This window comes from Lysobacter sp. P5_B12, from assembly GCF_056400425.1.
The window spans coordinates 157,052-174,251 of the sequence record NZ_JBFULG010000003.1 but is presented as its reverse complement, the minus strand read 5'-3'; the positions used below and the strand labels follow the sequence as shown (position 1 = coordinate 174,251).

Below are 17,200 nucleotides of genomic sequence, written 5' to 3'. Positions count from 1 at the left end.
ATGCGCATTCGTCCCGCCCATTCCCTGATCGCCGCCGCGCTGCTGCTCGCGCTGGCGCCGGCCTTCGCGCGCGAACCCACGCAACTCGTTCGCCCGCCGAGCGGCGTCGTCGGTGTCGAAGACCAGCAACTCGATCCGAATTTCTGGATCGGCAAGCTCGGCGCCGATGCGGACCGCGTGCTGCTCGACAAGGCCGGGATCGACGCGGCCAACACCGCAATGCGCGCGCAGGACCCGACGCTCCACGATCTGTCCGCCCTGCCCGCGTCGATCACCGCGCATCAGGCGCGCGAGTGGATCGAAGACATGTCCGAGCGTCCGACGCGCACCCTGTATGACGAAAAACACCAGATGATTCCGGCGGCGACGCTCGATGGTCTGGTCGATGCGCTCGCGCTCGACAAGCTCGCGGCTTCGACGCCTACGCGTTACGCGCTGGTCGTCGATCGCGCTTCCTTGCGCACCTTCCCCACGATGCTGCGCGCGTTCTCCAGCGACGACGACACCGATATCGACCGCTTCCAGGAAAGCGCGCTGTTCCCCGGCACGCCGGTCGCGATCGTGCACGAGAGCCGCGACGGGCAATGGGCCTTCGTCGTCAGCCCGCGCTATCGCGCGTGGGTCGAAAAGAAGCACCTGGCCGAAGGCACCCGCGATGTCGTCCTCGGCTTCCCACAGCGCACGCCCTTCCGCGTGGTGACCGGCGCAAAGGTGCGCACGGTCTATTCGCCGGAGTTGCCGCAAGGCTCCGAGCTTTCCCTGGACATGAGTACGCGCCTGCCGCTCGCGAACGCCGCGCCCGACCAGATCGTCAACGGCCAGCACCCGTATTCCTCGTGGATCGTCGACCTGCCCGTGCGCGAAGCCGATGGCGCGCTGCGCATCGCACCGACGCTGGTGCAGAAGAACACCGACACGCAGGGCGATTACCTGCCGCTCACCCACGCCAACATCCTGCGCCAGTCCTTCAAGTTCCTCGGCGAACGCTACGGCTGGGGCCACGATTACGACGCGCGCGATTGCAGCGGCTTCGTCTCCGACGTCTACGCCAGCATGGGCATCCTGATGCCGCGCAACACGCGCGATCAATCGAAGAGCCCGACGCTGCACAAGACCCTGTTCGACGAAAAGAGCACGCGCGAACAGCGCGAGTCGACGATCAAGGATCTGCAGACCGGCGACCTGGTCTACATCCCCGGCCACGTGATGATGGTGATCGGCTGGATCGGCGATCAGCCCTACGTCATCCACGACACCAACGGCGGCACGATGCGCGCCGCCGACGGCAAGCTGCGCTCGCTGCACCTCAACGGCGTCTCGGTGACGCCGCTGCTGCCGCTGATGTGGGATGAAACGCACCGCTACGTGGACCGCATGACCAGCGTCGTCCGCGTCGCCACTTCGCACTGACATCTTCAGGGACCGAACCGCATGAAGATCACCCGCATCGAATTCGGCATGCTGCGCGTGCCGCTGAAGACGCCCTTCAAGACCGCGCTGCGCACGGTGGACAAGGTCGAGGACGTCATCGTCAAGATGCACACCGACACCGGCCACGTCGGCTACGGCGAGGCGCCGGCCACGGCGGTCATCACCGGCGATACGCACGGCTCGATCATCGAAGCGATCTCGCATTACATCGCGCCGCGCCTGATCGGCCAGGAGGTCGGCGACCTCAACCGGCTCACGCGCCTGGTGCAGACCTCGATGGAACGCAACACCAGCGCGAAGGCGGCGGTGGAAATCGCGTTGTACGACCTGTTCGCGCAATCCTTCGACGCGCCGCTGTACAAGGTGCTCGGCGGCGGCGATCCGGTGATCACCACCGACATCACCATCAGCGTCGACACCATCGACAAGATGGTCGCCGACTCGCTCGCTGCCGTCGAACGCGGCTTCGATTCGCTGAAGATCAAGGTCGGCAAGGAAATCGGCGTGGACATCGAACGCGCCAAGGCGATCTACGCCGCCGTCGAAAACCGCGCCCTGCTCCGTCTGGACGCCAACCAGGGCTGGACGGCCAAGCAGGCCGTGCACGCGATCAGCGCGATGGAAGACGCCGGCATCATCCTGGAGCTGGTCGAGCAACCGGTGAAAGCCGCGGACCTGGAAGGCATGCGTTACGTCACCGAACGCGTGCGGACGCCGATCATGGCCGACGAAAGCGTGTTCGGCCCGGCGCAGGTGATCGACCTGATCCGCATGCACGCGGCCGACATCGTCAACATCAAGTTGATGAAGACCGGCGGCCTCTCCAATGCGATCCGCATCGCCGACATCGCCGCGCTGCACGGCATCGAGTGCATGATCGGCTGCATGCTCGAATCCTCCATCAGCGTCGCCGCGGCCGCGCACCTGGCCGTCGCCAAGTCCGATGCGATCACCAAGGTCGATCTCGACGGCCCGTCGCTGAGCCAGTTCAACCCCGTCGACGGCGGCGTGATCTTCAACGAGTCGGAGATCACGATCACCGACGCACCGGGCCTTGGCATCAAGGCGATCCGCGGCCTCGAACCCATTGCCACCTGACATGAAGCCGTTGCCCAAGATCCGCGCCGAACGCGACCAGATGTCCGCGATCGAGCGGCGCATCGCCGATTTCATCCTGGAGAACGCGCAACTGCTGCGCGACTATTCCTCGCAGCAGCTTGCGGCGGCCTTGGGCATCAGCCAGTCGAGCGTGGTGAAGTTCAGCCAGAAGCTCGGTTACCGCGGCTACCCGGACCTGAAGTATTCGATCGCCGAAGCGATGACGCCCGAGCCCGGCGCGGCCGGCGTACCGGCGGCTGCGGAAGTCCCCGAATTGATGTCGGGCGACCTGTGGCGCCGCAAGAGCGAAGCCGAAGCCGAGACGCGCGCGATCAACCCGCCTTCGGCGCTGGAGTACGTCGCCTCCATCCTCGGCCGCGCGAACCGCGTGCTGTTGATCGGCGCGGCCGAAGACAGCACCACCGCGCGCGCCTTCGCCTATCGCCTGGCGATGCTCGGCATCGCGAGCGTGCATCATTTCGACTATGCACACCTGGGCGCGAGCATCGCCGCCTGCCGCGCCGGCGACGTGCTGCTGGCGATCAGCGAATACGGCAAGCAACCGGCGCTGTGCCAGCTCGCGCGCAGCATGCGCGAACGCCAGGGCAAGGTGGTCGCGATCACGCGGCATTCGTCCAACGCCTTGCGCGCGCACGCGGACATCGCGTTGTTGGTGAGCGCCCAGGACGATCGTCCGCACGTGGTGCCGCTGCTGTACCAGGCAGGCGTGCAGCACCTGCTGGATCGCTTGTTCGTCCTGATGTGCGAAGGGCGCGGGGACCGGCTTGCGACTCTGCAGGCGAACCAGGAACGGATCCGCCTGTTGCCGGAAGGGTGAGGCCCTGCCCGCACGCATCTGCGAAGCGGCCGCGGGCCGCACGTAGCCAGTAGAAGTACTGATTCCCCGTTTCATGATTTTCGGTCGCGCCCCACGGCGCGCACGCAGGACACTCGCCCGGTCCCTGCGGAGAACGGCCATGGCCAAGGCGAAATCGAACGGCAAGCCCAACATCCTGGTGATCTGGGGCGACGACATCGGCACCTGGAATGTCGGCGCTTACACGCACGGGATGATGGGCAACACACCCAACATCGACAGCATCGCGCGCGACGGCATGTTGTTCACCGACCACTACGGGCAGCCCAGCTGCACGGCGGGCCGCGCGGCCTTCATCATGGGCCAACTGCCGATCCGCACCGGCATGACGACCATCGGCATCCCCGGTTCCAAGCGCGGCATCCAGGCCAGCGATCCCACGCTCGCCGAAGTCCTCAAGTCGCAGGGCTACGCCACGGCCCAATTCGGCAAAAACCATCTTGGCGACCGCAACGAATTCCTGCCGACTTCGCACGGGTTCGATGAGTGGTTCGGCAACCTCTACCACCTCAACGCGGAAGAAGAACCCGAAGAGCTCGACTATCCGGGCCAGAAGAACCCGGAATACACCAAGACCTACGGCCCGCGCGGCGTGCTGCACTGCTGGGCCACCGACAAGGACGACAAGACCGAAGATCCGAAGTTCGGCAAGGTGGGCAAGCAGAAGATCGAAGACACGGGCAAGCTGACGCGCAAGCGCATGGAGACCTTCGACAGCGAGGTCCTGGAAAAGACGCTCGACTGGCTCGATCGCACCGGCAAGAGCGGCAAGCCGTTCTTCTGCTGGTTCAACACGACGGCCTGCCACATTTGGTCGCACTCGCCGAAGAAATACATCCAGATGGCGGTCGACGAAGGACGCGCCGAGGAGGATGTCTACCGCGCCAAGATGATCGAGCACGACGAACACGTCGGCGTGCTGCTGAAGAAACTCAAGGACATGGGCGTCGACGACAACACCATCGTCATGTACAGCACCGACAACGGCAATGAGTTGATGCTGTGGCCCGACGGCGGATACGCGCCGTATCGCGGCGAGAAGGGCACGACCTGGGAAGGCGGCGTGCGCGTCCCCTGCCTCATGAAGTGGCCGGGGCACATCAAGGCGGGCAGCGTGTCCAACGGCGTGCAGAACCACGAGGACGTCTTCGCCACGCTTGCGGCGGCGGCCGGACTACCGGACCTGAAGGAGAAACTCCTGAAGGGCTACGAGATGAACGGCACCAAGTACAAGGTGCACCTGGACGGCTACAACAACCTCGACCACTGGACCGGCAAGTCGGAGAAGTCCGCGCGCATCGAATACTTCTATTACGACGAAACCGACCTGATGGCGGTGCGCGTGGGCAACTGGAAGATGCACATCGGCGTCAAGCCTACGGGCAGCTGGTTCGACCCGAAGGCGTATCCGAGCGTGCCCTACGTGTTCAACCTGCGCATGGACCCGATGGAAAAGATGGATCCGCACTCGCACGAGTGGGGCTATGCCGGGCGCAGGTTCCTCGCGGCGAAATTGTGGGCGCCCACTGCCGCCGGCCCGTTCATCGCCGCGCATCTGAAAAGCCTGATGGACTTCCCGCCCTCGCAGGGCGCCGATACGCTCAGCCTGAAAAAGGCGCTGGAATCGGCGCAACGCAAGATGGAACAACCGCACGCGAGCAGCAACTGACCGCGATGGTCAGTGCGCGGGATACAGCAGCGTCAACGTGGCCCGGACACCCCAGTCCGGGCCGCCTTCCGGTGTTTCGAAGAAGTACTTCGCGCCGACCTGCCAGCTCAACATCTGTGAGCCCACTTTCGTCACCTTGCTGTAGCCGACATTGAACGGCACGGTCCACTGCGCGTGCTTCCAGTCGTAGGTGGATTCGAAATTGAACGACAGCGTCCGTCCCTGCCCGAGCGCCTTCGACAGGAACGGCTGCAGGAAAGTCGAACTGATGTCCTGCCGATCGTCCTCGCCGGCTACCGACCAGATGTGGTTCACCAGCGCGCCGTAGGACCATCCGCGCTCCTGCTTGAGCAGGACAGCGGTCGGGCCGATGCCCCACTTCTCCGTGCCGAGCAGATCGTCGGTCGCGGTCGGAATCAGGAATGCCGGGCCGACACCGATCACCCAGCCGTTCGATGTCGGCGTCTTCGGCGTGAAGAACAAACTCTGCGTGACGTCGCCCAGGCCGAATTCGTCGCCCGATCCCGGCGGCACGTCGTCCTGGTACACGACCGGCAGGATCGTGCGCGAAATCATGTTCCAGTGGTCGGACAGCGAGATCGGCACGACAGGCTGCACGTTGATGTACGTGCGCGTGCCGCCGTCGGCGTAGCCGTCGTCGTGGTTGAACTGGAACGGCACGCTGATCAGGTCGGAGACGGGGTTGGAAAGCTTCTTCGCCAACTCGTCCGCGTCCTGGCCGTGCGCCGCGAAGGGCACGGCCAGGAGCAGGCAACAGGCAAGTCGCACGATCACGAGGAGCCCTGGACCTCGTTCATCTTCTGCATCGCCTGGTCGACGGTGAAGGTGCCGGGCATCTGCGCCGGCGGGAACTCCTTGAACGTTCCCATGAACTGCGCCGCGGCCGCGGCCGCGCCGTAGATGAAGAACGCATGGTGGAGATGCCAGTCCCAATAAGTGTTCGACGTGATGTCGGCGCGCTCGAAGGGATCGGTGCGCAGGTTGAAGATCTTCGGCACGCGCAATGTCGTGAACGGCTCCGCCCAAACCTGCATCGTGCCTTTGCAGCGTTGCTCGATGAACACGATCTTGTAGTTCTTCCAGCGGATGCCGAGCACGTCGCCGTCGTCGCTGAAGTAGAAGAACCATTTGCGCGGTCCGTTGTCCTCCTGGCCGGTGAGGTACGGCAGGAAGTTGTAGCCGTCGATGTGGTTCTTGTACTTGCGGCCGTTGACCGTCGCGCCCTTCTTCAAGCGATCCATGCACGTCGTGTCGCCAGCGGCGGCGAGCAGCGTCGGCAGCCAATCGTGGTGCTGGATGATCTCGTTGGAGATCGCGCCCGCGGGAATGTGGCCCGGCCAGCGGATCATTTCGGGAATGCGGAACGCGCCTTCCCAGTTGGTGTTCTTCTCGCTGCGGAAGGGCGTCATGCCGCCATCCGGCCAGCTGTTCATGTGCGGGCCGTTATCGGTCGAGTAGATCAGGATCGTGTCGTCGGCCAGGCCGAGATCGTCGAGCAGTTCGAGCATCTGTCTGACATTCTTGTCGTGGTCGATCATCGTGTCGTGGTAAGGCGACTGGTCTTCGCCCGCCTGGCCCAGGCTCTTCTTCTTGGTGTGCGTGATGAAGTGCATGTGCGTGGTGTTGAGCCACACGAAGAAGGGCGTGTCCTTCTTGACGCTGCGCTTGATGAAGTCGGACGCCGCGGCGACGAACTCGTCGTCGCAGGTTTCCATGCGCTTGCGCGTCAACGGGCCGGTGTCTTCGATCTTCTGCTTGCCCACGCGGCCCCAGCGCGGATGCGTGGTCTTGTCGTCCTTGTCGCTGGCGTAGCAGTGGAGCACGCCGCGCGGCCCGAATTGCTCGCGATAGCGGGGATCGGTCGGATACCCGTCCATCTCCGGCTCTTCCTCGGCATTGAGGTGGTAAAGGTTGCCGAAGAACTCATCGAAACCATGCAGGGTCGGCAGATGCTTGTTCAAATCGCCGAGATGATTTTTTCCGAATTGTCCCGTCGCGTAGCCCTGGTCCTTCAACAAGGAGGCGATGGTGACGATGTTTTCCATCATCCCTTGCGGCGCCGCCGGGATGCCGACCTTCGACAGACCCGTGCGATGCACGCTCTGCCCGGTGATGAAGGACGAACGCCCCGCCGTGCAGCTCTGCTCGCCATACGAATCGGTGAACAGCATCCCCTCGGCCGCGATGCGATCGATGTTGGGCGTCTGGTATCCCATCAACCCATGCGTGTAACAGCTCAGGTTGGCGATCCCGATGTCGTCGCCCCAGATCACCAGGATGTTGGGCTTGCGGCCGGTGCTGCCGCCGCCCTTTTTCGCCTTCGGTGGGGATGCGGTCTTGGACTTGGCCATGCGCGCGACTCCGATCGTGGGTCACCCATCATCGGAAACACGGCGGCCGTGCAGCTACGCAATAACTACCGGGACCGCATCAGTATTTCTACTGCACCGCGGTGTAACGAAGATCGATGCAGAATGCGCGCTCACCCCCGGAGTGCCCCATGACAACCAAAGCCTACGGCGCACGCGCCGCCGACAAGCCGCTGGAACCGATGGACATCACGCGTCGCACGCCCGGGCCGCGCGACGTGCAGGTCGAAATCCGCTACTGCGGTGTCTGCCATTCGGACTTGCACACCGTGCGTTCGGAATGGGGTGGCACGAAATACCCGTGCGTGCCGGGCCACGAGATCGTCGGCCAGGTCAGCGCCGTGGGCGGGAAGGTGACGAAGTTCAAGGTGGGCGAAACCGTCGGCGTGGGTTGCCTGGTCGACAGCTGCCGCACCTGCGCTTCCTGCAAGGAAGGCCTGGAACAGTATTGCGAGGTGGGCTTCATCGGAACCTACAACGGGCCGACCCAGGATCCACCGGGCCACACGTTCGGCGGTTACACGCAACGCATCGTGGTCGACGAAGACTTCGTGCTGAAGATCCGCCACCCCGAGGAACAGCTCGCCGCGGTCGCGCCGCTGTTGTGCGCGGGGATCACCACGTATTCGCCCTTGCGCCACTGGAAGGCCGGGCCGGGGAAAAAGGTCGGCGTCGTCGGTATCGGCGGCCTCGGGCACGTCGCCATCAAGATCGCGCATGCGATGGGCGCGCACGTCGTGGCGTTCACCAGCTCGGAGGGCAAGCGACAGGACGCACTCGACCTGGGCGCCGACGAAGTGGTGATCTCGCGCGACCAGGACCAGATGAGCGCGCATGCCAGCAGCTTCGATCTGATCCTCGACACGGTGGCCGCGAGCCACAACCTCGATGCCTACACCGCGATGCTCAAGCGCGACGGGACCTTGTGCCTGCTCGGTGCCCCCGAACACCCGCACCCCAGCCCGACCGCCGCCGTGCTGATCTTCGGCCGCAAATCCATCGCCGGCTCGCTCATCGGCGGCCTGCCCGAGACGCAGGAGATGCTCGATTTCTGCGCCGAACACGGCATCGTCTGCGACATCGAGATGATCCCCATCCAGGACATCGATCGCGCGTACGACCGCATGATCCGCAGCGACGTCAAATATCGCTTCGTCATCGATTCGAAAACCTTCGGTTGACTTCGCGATCACATCGATGAATTGGCGCATGTGAGGGCGTCGCGCGAAAACGACCTCGAATGGAGCGGCGCTGCGTTTCCTTCGAACAGTGGATGTCGGAGGAACGCGCCGATGCAACGGATACCCGTGAAGCTGTTGTGGACCGGTGGGTGGGATTCCACCTTCCAGTTGCTGCGCCTATTGCTGGTGCATGGCGTCGCGGTCGAACCGCTCTACCTGCTCGACCACTCGCGCGGCTCGCTCGAAGTGGAATTGCGCACGATGGACCGCCTGCGCGAAACCCTGGGGCACGACTACCCGCAGACGCGCACGCTGTTGCTGCCGACGCAATTCCATGACATCGCCGATCTCGCGCCCGATGCCGAAATCGAACACGCCTTCCACCGGATCCTGCGCACCAATGCCATCGGATCGCAGTATCCGTGGATCGCGCGTTTCCTGCGGCAGAACGACTTGCGCGAGGTGGAGATGGGATCGGAGTTCACGCACCACGGCGCGAGCCTGTTGCTGATCGATCGCACCGAGCCGTACATGGCCAGGCAAGGCTATGTCACCTTCCGCCTGTCGCCCGAAGTGCGGGATTCCGACCTCGGCCTGCTGTTCGGGCGCCTGTGCTTCCCGCTCGCGCGAACCGACAAGCACGCGATGAAGAAGGAAGCCGACCTGCGCGGATGGATTCCGCTGCTCGCGATGACGTGGTTCTGCCACAAGCCATTGGCCGGTCAACCCTGCGGCATGTGCAATCCCTGCCAGGGCGTGATGACCGATGGCTTCGGCTGGCGCATTCCGCCCAGCCGACGCGCGCTCGGCCGAGTGCATCGCGCGACGCTCGGCCCGATGAAGAAAACCGCCAAGCGCATCGTGCAGAAGTTCCGCGGCGCGTATCTGACGCCCTCCGCAACCAGCCACTGAGACAACGACCGCCCGTCGGAACGTTCAACCGAATGGTTGACAGTCATGGGCCGCGGGCGGATATTCAACCACATGGTTGAACAACCCCTCGATGCCGTTTTCCACGCCCTCGCCGACGGCACGCGCCGCGCGATGCTCGATCGCCTGGCGGAGGGGCCGCACAGCGTCGGAGAACTCGCCGCGCCCTTCGAGATGTCGCTCGCCGCGGCGTCCAAACACATTCAGGTGCTCGAGCGTGCCGGCCTGGTGCGCCGCGAAATCGAGGGGCGATCGCACAAGTGTTCGCTCCAGGCCGCGCCCATGCACGCCGGTGCCGAATGGCTGCGGCATTACGAACGCTTCTGGAACCAGCGCCTCGACGCGCTGGAACGTCTGCTCAAGCAAGACCCGAAAAAGAGGAAAGCCAAATGAACTCCCCCTACGCCGTTCCGCTTTCGTCCGACACCGTGCGCATCGAACGCACCCTCCCCGGCCCCATCGACCGCGTGTGGCAATACCTCGTGGATTCCGACTTGCGCGCGCAATGGCTCGCCGCAGGCGAGATCGAGCCGCGCGTCGGCGGTCGCGTCGAGCACGTGTGGCACAACAACGCACTCACGCAGAACGATGATCCCGCGCCACCGAAGTACGCAAAGATCGCGGACGAAGCGCGCATGCAGGGCCGCGTCACCGCATTCGATCCGCCGCATGCGCTCGCCTACATCTGGGGCGAGGACGCGAGTTCGTCGTCGGAAGTGCGCTACGAACTCACGCCGCAAGGCAACGACGTCCATCTCGTGCTGACGCACCGCCGCCTGTCGGCCGAACAGATGACCAGCGTCGCCGCCGGTTGGCACACGCACCTGGACATCCTGCGCGCACGCCTCGACGACACGCAGCCCGAAGGCTTCTGGCGCCAGCACACGCGCCTGGAACGCGAGTACGTGCAGCGGTTGCAGGCGTAATCGCCGCTCAGCGCAGCGATTCGAACAAGGCGTTGAGATCGTCGTAAGGCATCGCGCGGTCGAAGGGCCGCGTGACGTCGCCTTCCAGGAACGCGCGCGTGGCCTGCAGCCCCGCCGCGAAGGCGTGCTGGAACAAGCCGATGCCGGCGCTCACGCGACGCACCCCGGCCTGCTGCAGCTGATCGAGCGGCGGCAGGCCGGGCACGGTCATCACGTTCAAGGGCAAGGGCGTGGCGGAGGCGACCGCGGCGATTTCAGGGAACGCGCTGAGGCCCGGCACGAAGACACCGCTCGCGCCTGCTTTCTCGAATTGCACGAGCCGCTCGTTCGTCATCGCGACCGCCGCCTCGCCTTTCGCCATGCCGCGCAGGTAGACATCGGTGCGCGCGTTGATGAACAGCGGTGTGTCGCCGAGGTTCGCGCGGATCGCGTGGATCTTGTCGACGAGGACGTTCGCCGGCTTGCCGGCGTCTTCGAGATTGATGCCGACGACGCCGAGGTCGACGAGTTCGCGCACCAGCTTCGCCACGCGCCGCGGGTCGTCGCTGTAACCATCCTCCAGGTCGATGCTGACTGGAACGCGCGCGACGCGCATGATCTCGCGCACTTTGGCCAACAACGCGTCGTGTTCGAGCGGCCCGCCGTCGGCGTAGCCGCTCGCCCACGCGAGCGCGGCGCTGCTCGTGCCGATGGCCGGCGCACCGGCGTGCTGCCACAAGGCGGTGCTCGCGGCATCCCAGGCGTTGGCGATCAACAGCGGCTTGTCGGCGTGGTGCAAGGCAAGGAATCGGGCATGCATGGGCGTGCGTCCTCGTCGGTCGGGGCGGCGATCAGGCGAACAGATCGGCAGGCACCGGAGTTTGCGGCAATGCCCCTTCCAGTGCGAGCAGGAAGCGCTTGGTCGGCAGCCCGCCGCCGAAACCGGTGAGGCTGCCGTCGGCGCCGATCACGCGATGGCACGGCAGGACGATGGGAATCGGATTGCGACCGTTCGCAGCGCCGACAGCACGCACGGCGCTCGGCCTGCCGATGCGCGCGGCCAGTTGCGCGTAGCTGATCGTTTCGCCGTACGGAATCGCAGCGAGTGCGTGCCAGACCGTGCGTTGGAAGTCGGTCCCTTCGGGCGCGAGCGGCAGGTCGAAGGACTGCCGCGTGCCTGCGAAGTATTCGTCGAGCTGCGCGGCGATCGCATCGAGCAAGGGATGCGGGCCAGCGCGCCAACGCACATCGCGCACGACCGCGTGTCGAGGCGCGTGGAATTCGATCGCATGGACGCCCGCATCGGAGGCGGAGATGGCCAACGGCCCCACGGGACTTTCGTGCACGCGATGGAAGATGACGGTGCTCATGCGGCGGCATTCCACAAATGCAGCACCGCGTAGGCGCGCCAGGGGCGCCAGGCTTCGGCGTGTTCGCGCAAGGCACGCGCGGTCAGGCGCGTGCCATCGACGGGCAAGGTCTTCTGCAGCACGAGGTCTTCGGCTGGAAAGGCATCGGGATGCGAGAGCGCACGCAGCGCGATGTAGTGCGCCGTCCACGGGCCGATGCCGGGCAAGGCGGTCCAGCGCTCGACGAACGTATCGAGCGTGCGTTCCGGCGCGAAATCGACGCTGCCGTCGAGCAATGCGCGTGCGACGGTCCGAATGGTCGCCGCGCGCGCTTGCGTCAAACCGACAGCCGACAGATCCGCATCGGCCAATACCTCGGGCGTGGGGAACAGATGTTCGAACTCGCCTGCAGGCTCGAGCGGCGTGCCAAACGCACGCGCAACGCGCGAAGCAACCGTCCGCGCCGCGGCAACACTCACCTGCTGCCCGATGATCGCGCGCACCGCGATTTCGAAACCGTCCCAACCACTCGGCAAGCGCAAGCCGGGGCGACGCGCAACGAGCGGCCGCAGGCGCCGATCGACCGACAGCGCCGTCGCGATCGCCTGCGGATCCGCATCCAGGTCGAACATGCGCCGCACACGCTGGACCACCGACTGCAACTGCAGCGGCGCGATGCCCTGCACTTCGAGCCTGAGCGCCGCTTCGCCGGGCCACGCGGACACGCGCAGCCATCCGGGAGTCGCGCCGGGCGCAGCGGGCGCGACCGCGCGCCGATACGCCGTGTCGTCGACCACTTCCACACCGGGCAACGCGCGCCCCTGCAGGAAGCGCAACATCGCCGCGAAGTCGTACGGCGGCCGATACCCGAGCCGCAAGACCAACACTTCACCGCGCGAGGGCGCGGGCCGCTTGCGCAACTCGCGCGGCGCCATGCGGTAGGCGTCCTTGAAGGTCGTGTTGAAGCGCCGCAGGCTTCCGAACCCCGACGCCATCGCGATGTCGGTGATCGAAAGATCGGTTTCCGTGAGCAACTGCTTGGCGAACAACAAGCGCCGCGTGCCGTGCACATCGATCGGGGTCGCGCCCAGGCGTTCGACGAACAGCCGCCGCAACTGCCGCTCGCCAAGATTCACCCGCTCGGCCAGCACGGACACCGACGCCTCGGACAACAACCCTTCGTTGATCAGCTTGATCGCACGCGACACCGCCGCATCGCCCTGCCGCCATGCGCCATCGCCCGGCGACAACTCCGGCCGACACCGCAGGCACGGCCGGAAACCCGCGGCCTCCGCAGCGGCGGCATTCGGGTAATACACGACGTTCTTCGCCTTCGCCGCCGGCGCGGGGCACACGGGCCGGCAATAAATGCGCGTCGTCCTGACCGCCGTGAAGAACAGGCCGTCGAAGCGGATATCCCGGCTGACGCGCGCCTGTTCGCACACCTGGTGCGTCGGGAGCGCGGTGGTGGCGAGCGATGCGAAATGCGTCATGCCCGCAGGCTAACACCCGACACGGGCGCCGACTCGCCGTATTCGGACATCGACGTGGGCGCCCGCCAACTCGACGGTACGCGCGCATTTGCGAATCGCTGCATCCGCTTCCGCATCCGGGTCGTAGAGCCCTGTGGGCAAGCCACTGGCGACTTGCCGATGCCGGTGGCGAACGACGAGCGGTCGCCGGCACTTCCCCCGATGCCCGCCGATACACAGGAACACCCAGATGAAACACACGATTCTCGCCGGCGCCTACGCGGCATTGCTGGTCACAGGCACGGCCCTCGCATCGAGCCATCGCGAGGCCCCCAACATCACCAAGATCCCCAAGGTCGACAACACCGACGTCTATCTGTTCCGCAGTTACGAGAGCGGGCGCAGCGGTTACGTCACGATCCTCGCGAACTTCCAGCCCGGCGAAGACGCGTACGCCGGCCCGAACTACTACCTGATGGATCCGAACGCGCGCTACGAAATCCACATCGACAACGACGGCGATGCCAAGCCCGACCTGACCTTCCGGTTCCAGTTCCTGAACATCTACCGCAATGCCGCCTTGAACATCGGCGGCACGTCCGTGGCGGTGCCCTTGAGCAACATCGGCGCGTTCTCCTCCAGCGGCGATCCAACGCTCAACGTGGCGGAGGCCTACTCGGTGACCACGCTGCGCGAAGGCGCGCAGCCGAAGTTGGCGACCAACGCCGCGACCAACAAGACCATGTTCATCAAGCCCTTCGACAACATCGGCACGAAGTCGATTCCCAAGTACGCCACCTACGCGGAGAAGTACATCTCGCGCATCAACGTCGAGGGCTGCGCGGGAACCGGCCGAGTGTTCGTCGGGCAACGGCGCGAAGGCTTCGCCGTCAACCTCGGCGAGATCTTCGACCTTATCCACACCAACCCGGTCGGCCCCACCAACGGCGAGAGCAATACGCTGGCGAAGAAGAACATCACGACCATCGCGCTGGAAATGCCCATCGGTTGCCTGACCGCGGGCAGCCCGATCATCGGCGCATGGAGCACGGCAACGCTGCCGGACAAGACCGGCACGCAAGTGCAGGTCTCGCGCCTGTCTTCGCCGCTGGTCAACGAGGTCATCATCGGCTTGCCCGACAAGGACAAGTTCAACGCCTCCAAGCCGGTGGACGACGCGCAGTTCGCGAAGTACGTGACCAACCCCACCCTGCCCGCGTTGATCCAGGTGTTGTATCCGAGCGTGACGGCGCCCACCGTGTTCCCGCGCACCGACCTCGTGGCCGCATTCCTTACCGGCGTCCCCGGCCTCAACCAGCCCGCCAACGTGCGTCCGGCCGAAATCATGCGGCTCAATACGTCGATCGCACCGAAGGTCGCAAGCCAGCAGAAGTCGCTCGGCGTGCTCGCCGGCGACACCGCGGGCTTCCCCAACGGGCGACGCCCCGGCGACGACGTGGTGGACATCGAACTACGCGTGGCGATGGGCGTGTTGTTGAACGACCAGCAGGCGCCGTCGCGCACGCTGCCGTTCACCGATGGCGCAGATGTGCGTGCCACCGAGTTCCGGAATACGTTCCCGTATCTCAATACGCCGCTCCCGGGTGCGACCGACTGAAGTTTCGTCGCATCCATCAAACCCCCGGTGGCCAGGCGCCACCGGGGATGGAGTGATTCGAATGGGAATTCGCTTTGCACTTGTCGTGTTGCTTGCACTCGCGCCCGGGATCGCAATGGCACAGCAACCGCCTTTTATCGTTCCGACTTCGCGCGACACCGTGCTCGAACGCCTCCCGCGCGGATACGCCGCGCTGGAACCCGTCCCCGGCCCGCGCGCGCAACCGCTCGCACAGGCCAACGCCCTGCTCGCCGCCGCCGCGCGGACGGGCGATGCGCGCCTGGCCGCGCGCGCCGAAGCGATCCTCGTCGGCATACCGAAACAAACCGTCCAGGTCCGCGAGGCACGCGCGTTCGCCGCGCAGCATCGCCATGCGTTCGACGATGCGCGGCGTTTATTGTCCGCGGTGTTGGTCGAACATCCGCGCGATGGAGGCGCCCGCCTGTCGCGCGCGCAAATCCTGCTCGTGCAGGGGCATTTGACCGAAGCGCGTTCCGATTGCACGACGCTGATCCTGGGCGTCGACAGCGAAGCCGGCTTGTTGTGCGTCGCGGCGCTGGTCGGACGAGAAGGCCGGTATGACGCAGCGAACGCATCGCTGGACCAGTGGCTTGCCCAGCCCACGCGCGACCCGCAAGCCTTGCGCAGCGTGCTCGTCTCCCGCGCAGAGTTCGCCGCTCGGATGGGCGATCCGAAAGCCGACACCTTCTTCGCGCGCGCCCTGGCCATCGATCCGCAGGACGTGCGCACGCTGGCGGCGTACGCACGCACGTTGCGGGCGCGCGGTAGCAACGCAGCGGTCCTGAAGCTGCTCGCAAATGCGCCCGACAGCGACGGCCTCGCCCTGCAAAAGGCCCTCGCCGCGCACGCCGCCGGCAGCGCAGATGCCCCGCGCTTCGGCGATTCGATGCGACGCCGCTACGCGCTCGCGCACGCGGTAGGCACGCAACCGGAGATGCGCGACGAGGCCGATTTCCGCCTGCTCATCGACAACAACCCCGCTGCCGCACTCGAACTCGCGCAGAAGAACTTCCGCCAGCAACGCGATTACGAAGACGTCGACGTCCTGCTACGCACCGCCCGCGCCGCCAATCGCGCCGACATCGTCGCGGACACGATGGCCTGGCTGCAGCAATCCGGCATCGACACCCGGCGCGTGGCCTCGCGATGAACCGGCTCGTGCTCCTGCTGCTGCTACTCGCGAGCCCGGTCGCCCTGGCGCACACCCTGTCGGTGTCGCACGTCGACCTGGTGGATGCACGCGACAACGCACTCGAGGTAGAAGTCGACCTCTCCTTGCGCGACATCGCACTGACACTGCCGCTGGATCGCAACCGCGACGAACAAGTGACATGGGCCGAGCTGAAGGGGCTCGAGGCGCCGCTGCGCGCGATGGTCGAGACAGGGATCGCCATCACGCGCGGCGGCACTCGATGCACCCTCGAACCCACCGGCCTGGGCATCCGCGCGTACGACGAAGGCACGCACGCCGCGCTGCGCTTCCGCGCGCGATGCCCGAACGGCGGTCGCGTGCAGGTGCACTACGCGCTTCTGTTCGATCGCGATCCGCAACACCGCGCGTTGGTCACCTTGCACTCCGGGACGCAATTCGCCACCGGCATCGCCCGCGCCGATGCGCGCGATGTTGCGCTCGACGCCGGCACCGAAACGACCTTCCTGCAATTCGTTCGCGAAGGCACGCACCACATCCTCATCGGCTACGACCACCTCGCCTTCCTCGTCTCGCTGCTGCTCACCGCCGCGCTGATCCGCACCGGAAACGCGTGGACGCCCGCGCCCAGCCCGCGTGCGTGCATCACGCGTGCGATCGGCATCGCCACGGCCTTCACGCTCGCGCATTCGCTAACGCTGTCCCTGGCGGCGCTGGGCTGGATCGTGCCCGCCTCGCGCATCGTGGAATCGGCGATCGCCGCCAGTGTCGTGCTCGCGGCGCTCAACAATGTTTGGCCCGTGGTGGAGCGTCGCGCGTGGCTGATCGGATTCGGGTTCGGCTTCGTGCATGGCTTTGGCTTCGCAGGCGCACTGGCGGAACTCGGGTTGTCGAAGCACGTGCGGCTGGTGTCGCTGGTCGGCTTCAACCTCGGTGTCGAACTCGGGCAGATCGTGGTGGTGACGATTGCGCTCTCGCTCCTGCTCGCGATTCGCTACCGCGCCTGGTATGCACGCCGCGCCATGCCGGTGGCCTCGCTGGCCATCGCCGGCTGCGCGAGCGTGTGGCTGGTGCAGCGGCTGACGGCGTGAAGTGCACAGCGCCGCGCC

At 65.7% G+C, this 17,200-nt stretch carries 16 protein-coding genes; 11 read left to right on the top strand and 5 right to left on the bottom strand.

The window, feature by feature from the left end; translation table 11 throughout:
• The 4 genes from AC1DOM_RS06975 to AC1DOM_RS06960 all read left to right on the top strand — a co-directional run bounded on the left by AC1DOM_RS06975 (position 1) and on the right by AC1DOM_RS06960 (position 5,075).
• Entirely contained in the window at positions 1–1,410 is a 1,410-nt protein-coding gene (locus tag AC1DOM_RS06975) for a C40 family peptidase (protein WP_498961626.1), read from the top strand.
• Between the two features lie 21 nt (positions 1,411–1,431).
• Positions 1,432–2,529: a dipeptide epimerase gene (locus AC1DOM_RS06970; protein ID WP_498961624.1), complete on the top strand. Its 1,098-nt coding sequence runs from the start codon at positions 1,432–1,434 to the stop codon at positions 2,527–2,529.
• Between the two features lies 1 nt (position 2,530).
• Positions 2,531–3,367, top strand: a complete 837-nt coding sequence (locus tag AC1DOM_RS06965) for a MurR/RpiR family transcriptional regulator (RefSeq protein WP_498961622.1) — start codon at positions 2,531–2,533, stop codon at positions 3,365–3,367.
• Between the two features lie 139 nt (positions 3,368–3,506).
• Complete coding sequence (locus tag AC1DOM_RS06960) at positions 3,507–5,075, top strand: arylsulfatase (protein WP_498961620.1); 1,569 nt, start codon at positions 3,507–3,509, stop codon at positions 5,073–5,075.
• A 9-nt stretch (positions 5,076–5,084) separates the two neighbouring features.
• On the opposite strand, the gene AC1DOM_RS06955 is transcribed toward AC1DOM_RS06960, so the two are convergent.
• Both AC1DOM_RS06955 and AC1DOM_RS06950 read right to left on the bottom strand, forming a co-directional pair.
• Positions 5,085–5,870, bottom strand: coding sequence for a transporter (locus AC1DOM_RS06955; RefSeq protein ID WP_498961618.1), 786 nt, complete (start codon positions 5,868–5,870; stop codon positions 5,085–5,087).
• Positions 5,867–7,447 (bottom strand): arylsulfatase, encoded by a 1,581-nt coding sequence (locus AC1DOM_RS06950; RefSeq protein WP_498961616.1) that lies wholly within the window; start codon positions 7,445–7,447, stop codon positions 5,867–5,869. The genes AC1DOM_RS06955 and AC1DOM_RS06950 overlap by 4 nt, the downstream gene beginning before the upstream one ends.
• Positions 7,448–7,596: 149 nt before the next feature.
• Here AC1DOM_RS06950 and AC1DOM_RS06945 point away from each other — a divergent pair, with 149 nt between their 5' ends.
• From AC1DOM_RS06945 to AC1DOM_RS06930, 4 genes are all read left to right on the top strand, one after another.
• Positions 7,597–8,646 carry an NAD(P)-dependent alcohol dehydrogenase gene (locus AC1DOM_RS06945; protein WP_498961614.1) on the top strand — a complete coding sequence of 350 codons (1,050 nt, stop codon included), beginning with the start codon at positions 7,597–7,599 and terminating at the stop codon, positions 8,644–8,646.
• Positions 8,647–8,757: 111 nt separating this feature from the next.
• The gene (locus AC1DOM_RS06940) at positions 8,758–9,558 is read left to right on the top strand and encodes a hypothetical protein (protein WP_498961612.1); all 801 of its coding nucleotides are present in this window, start codon (positions 8,758–8,760) and stop codon (positions 9,556–9,558) included.
• A 45-nt stretch (positions 9,559–9,603) separates the two neighbouring features.
• Positions 9,604–9,969: an ArsR/SmtB family transcription factor gene (locus AC1DOM_RS06935; RefSeq protein ID WP_498961610.1), complete on the top strand. Its 366-nt coding sequence runs from the start codon at positions 9,604–9,606 to the stop codon at positions 9,967–9,969.
• The gene (locus AC1DOM_RS06930; RefSeq protein WP_498961608.1) at positions 9,966–10,502 is read left to right on the top strand and encodes an SRPBCC family protein; all 537 of its coding nucleotides are present in this window, start codon (positions 9,966–9,968) and stop codon (positions 10,500–10,502) included. The genes AC1DOM_RS06935 and AC1DOM_RS06930 overlap by 4 nt, the downstream gene beginning before the upstream one ends.
• A gap of 7 nt (positions 10,503–10,509) precedes the next feature.
• Here the strand turns inward: AC1DOM_RS06930 and AC1DOM_RS06925 are convergent, their stop codons facing one another.
• The 3 genes from AC1DOM_RS06925 to AC1DOM_RS06915 are packed head-to-tail and all read right to left on the bottom strand — an operon-like array spanning position 10,510 to position 13,323.
• The gene (locus tag AC1DOM_RS06925; RefSeq protein ID WP_498961606.1) at positions 10,510–11,301 is read right to left on the bottom strand and encodes an isocitrate lyase/PEP mutase family protein; all 792 of its coding nucleotides are present in this window, start codon (positions 11,299–11,301) and stop codon (positions 10,510–10,512) included.
• A 31-nt stretch (positions 11,302–11,332) separates the two neighbouring features.
• Positions 11,333–11,851 carry a methylated-DNA--[protein]-cysteine S-methyltransferase gene (locus tag AC1DOM_RS06920; RefSeq protein WP_498961604.1) on the bottom strand — a complete coding sequence of 173 codons (519 nt, stop codon included), beginning with the start codon at positions 11,849–11,851 and terminating at the stop codon, positions 11,333–11,335.
• Positions 11,848–13,323 carry a DNA-3-methyladenine glycosylase 2 family protein gene (locus AC1DOM_RS06915; RefSeq protein ID WP_498961602.1) on the bottom strand — a complete coding sequence of 492 codons (1,476 nt, stop codon included), beginning with the start codon at positions 13,321–13,323 and terminating at the stop codon, positions 11,848–11,850. The genes AC1DOM_RS06920 and AC1DOM_RS06915 overlap by 4 nt, the downstream gene beginning before the upstream one ends.
• A 229-nt stretch (positions 13,324–13,552) precedes the next feature.
• Between AC1DOM_RS06915 and AC1DOM_RS06910 the strand changes: the two genes are divergently transcribed.
• The 3 genes from AC1DOM_RS06910 (at position 13,553) to AC1DOM_RS06900 (ending at position 17,182) form a co-directional block, all read left to right on the top strand.
• Entirely contained in the window at positions 13,553–14,920 is a 1,368-nt protein-coding gene (locus AC1DOM_RS06910; protein WP_498961600.1) for a DUF4331 domain-containing protein, read from the top strand.
• Positions 14,921–15,035: 115 nt separating this feature from the next.
• Positions 15,036–16,091, top strand: a complete 1,056-nt coding sequence (locus AC1DOM_RS06905) for a tetratricopeptide repeat protein (RefSeq protein WP_498961598.1) — start codon at positions 15,036–15,038, stop codon at positions 16,089–16,091.
• Positions 16,088–17,182: a HupE/UreJ family protein gene (locus AC1DOM_RS06900; RefSeq protein ID WP_498961596.1), complete on the top strand. Its 1,095-nt coding sequence runs from the start codon at positions 16,088–16,090 to the stop codon at positions 17,180–17,182. Before AC1DOM_RS06905 ends, AC1DOM_RS06900 begins: the two co-directional genes overlap by 4 nt.
• The last annotated feature ends 18 nt before the right edge of the window (positions 17,183–17,200 follow it).

What these genes read in the sequence shown, in the direction of transcription:
- AC1DOM_RS06975 (WP_498961626.1), top strand. Translation starts at nt 1, where the DNA reads ATGCGCATTCGTCCCGCCCATTCCCTGATCGCCGCCGCGCTGCTGCTC.
- AC1DOM_RS06970 (WP_498961624.1), top strand. Translation starts at nt 1,432, where the DNA reads ATGAAGATCACCCGCATCGAATTCGGCATGCTGCGCGTGCCGCTGAAG.
- AC1DOM_RS06965 (WP_498961622.1), top strand. Translation starts at nt 2,531, where the DNA reads ATGAAGCCGTTGCCCAAGATCCGCGCCGAACGCGACCAGATGTCCGCG.
- AC1DOM_RS06960 (WP_498961620.1), top strand. Translation starts at nt 3,507, where the DNA reads ATGGCCAAGGCGAAATCGAACGGCAAGCCCAACATCCTGGTGATCTGG.
- AC1DOM_RS06950 (WP_498961616.1), bottom strand. Translation starts at nt 7,447, where the DNA reads ATGGCCAAGTCCAAGACCGCATCCCCACCGAAGGCGAAAAAGGGCGGC.
- AC1DOM_RS06945 (WP_498961614.1), top strand. Translation starts at nt 7,597, where the DNA reads ATGACAACCAAAGCCTACGGCGCACGCGCCGCCGACAAGCCGCTGGAA.
- AC1DOM_RS06940 (WP_498961612.1), top strand. Translation starts at nt 8,758, where the DNA reads ATGCAACGGATACCCGTGAAGCTGTTGTGGACCGGTGGGTGGGATTCC.
- AC1DOM_RS06935 (WP_498961610.1), top strand. Translation starts at nt 9,604, where the DNA reads ATGGGCCGCGGGCGGATATTCAACCACATGGTTGAACAACCCCTCGAT.
- AC1DOM_RS06930 (WP_498961608.1), top strand. Translation starts at nt 9,966, where the DNA reads ATGAACTCCCCCTACGCCGTTCCGCTTTCGTCCGACACCGTGCGCATC.
- AC1DOM_RS06925 (WP_498961606.1), bottom strand. Translation starts at nt 11,301, where the DNA reads ATGCATGCCCGATTCCTTGCCTTGCACCACGCCGACAAGCCGCTGTTG.
- AC1DOM_RS06920 (WP_498961604.1), bottom strand. Translation starts at nt 11,851, where the DNA reads ATGAGCACCGTCATCTTCCATCGCGTGCACGAAAGTCCCGTGGGGCCG.
- AC1DOM_RS06915 (WP_498961602.1), bottom strand. Translation starts at nt 13,323, where the DNA reads ATGACGCATTTCGCATCGCTCGCCACCACCGCGCTCCCGACGCACCAG.
- AC1DOM_RS06910 (WP_498961600.1), top strand. Translation starts at nt 13,553, where the DNA reads ATGAAACACACGATTCTCGCCGGCGCCTACGCGGCATTGCTGGTCACA.
- AC1DOM_RS06905 (WP_498961598.1), top strand. Translation starts at nt 15,036, where the DNA reads ATGGCACAGCAACCGCCTTTTATCGTTCCGACTTCGCGCGACACCGTG.
- AC1DOM_RS06900 (WP_498961596.1), top strand. Translation starts at nt 16,088, where the DNA reads ATGAACCGGCTCGTGCTCCTGCTGCTGCTACTCGCGAGCCCGGTCGCC.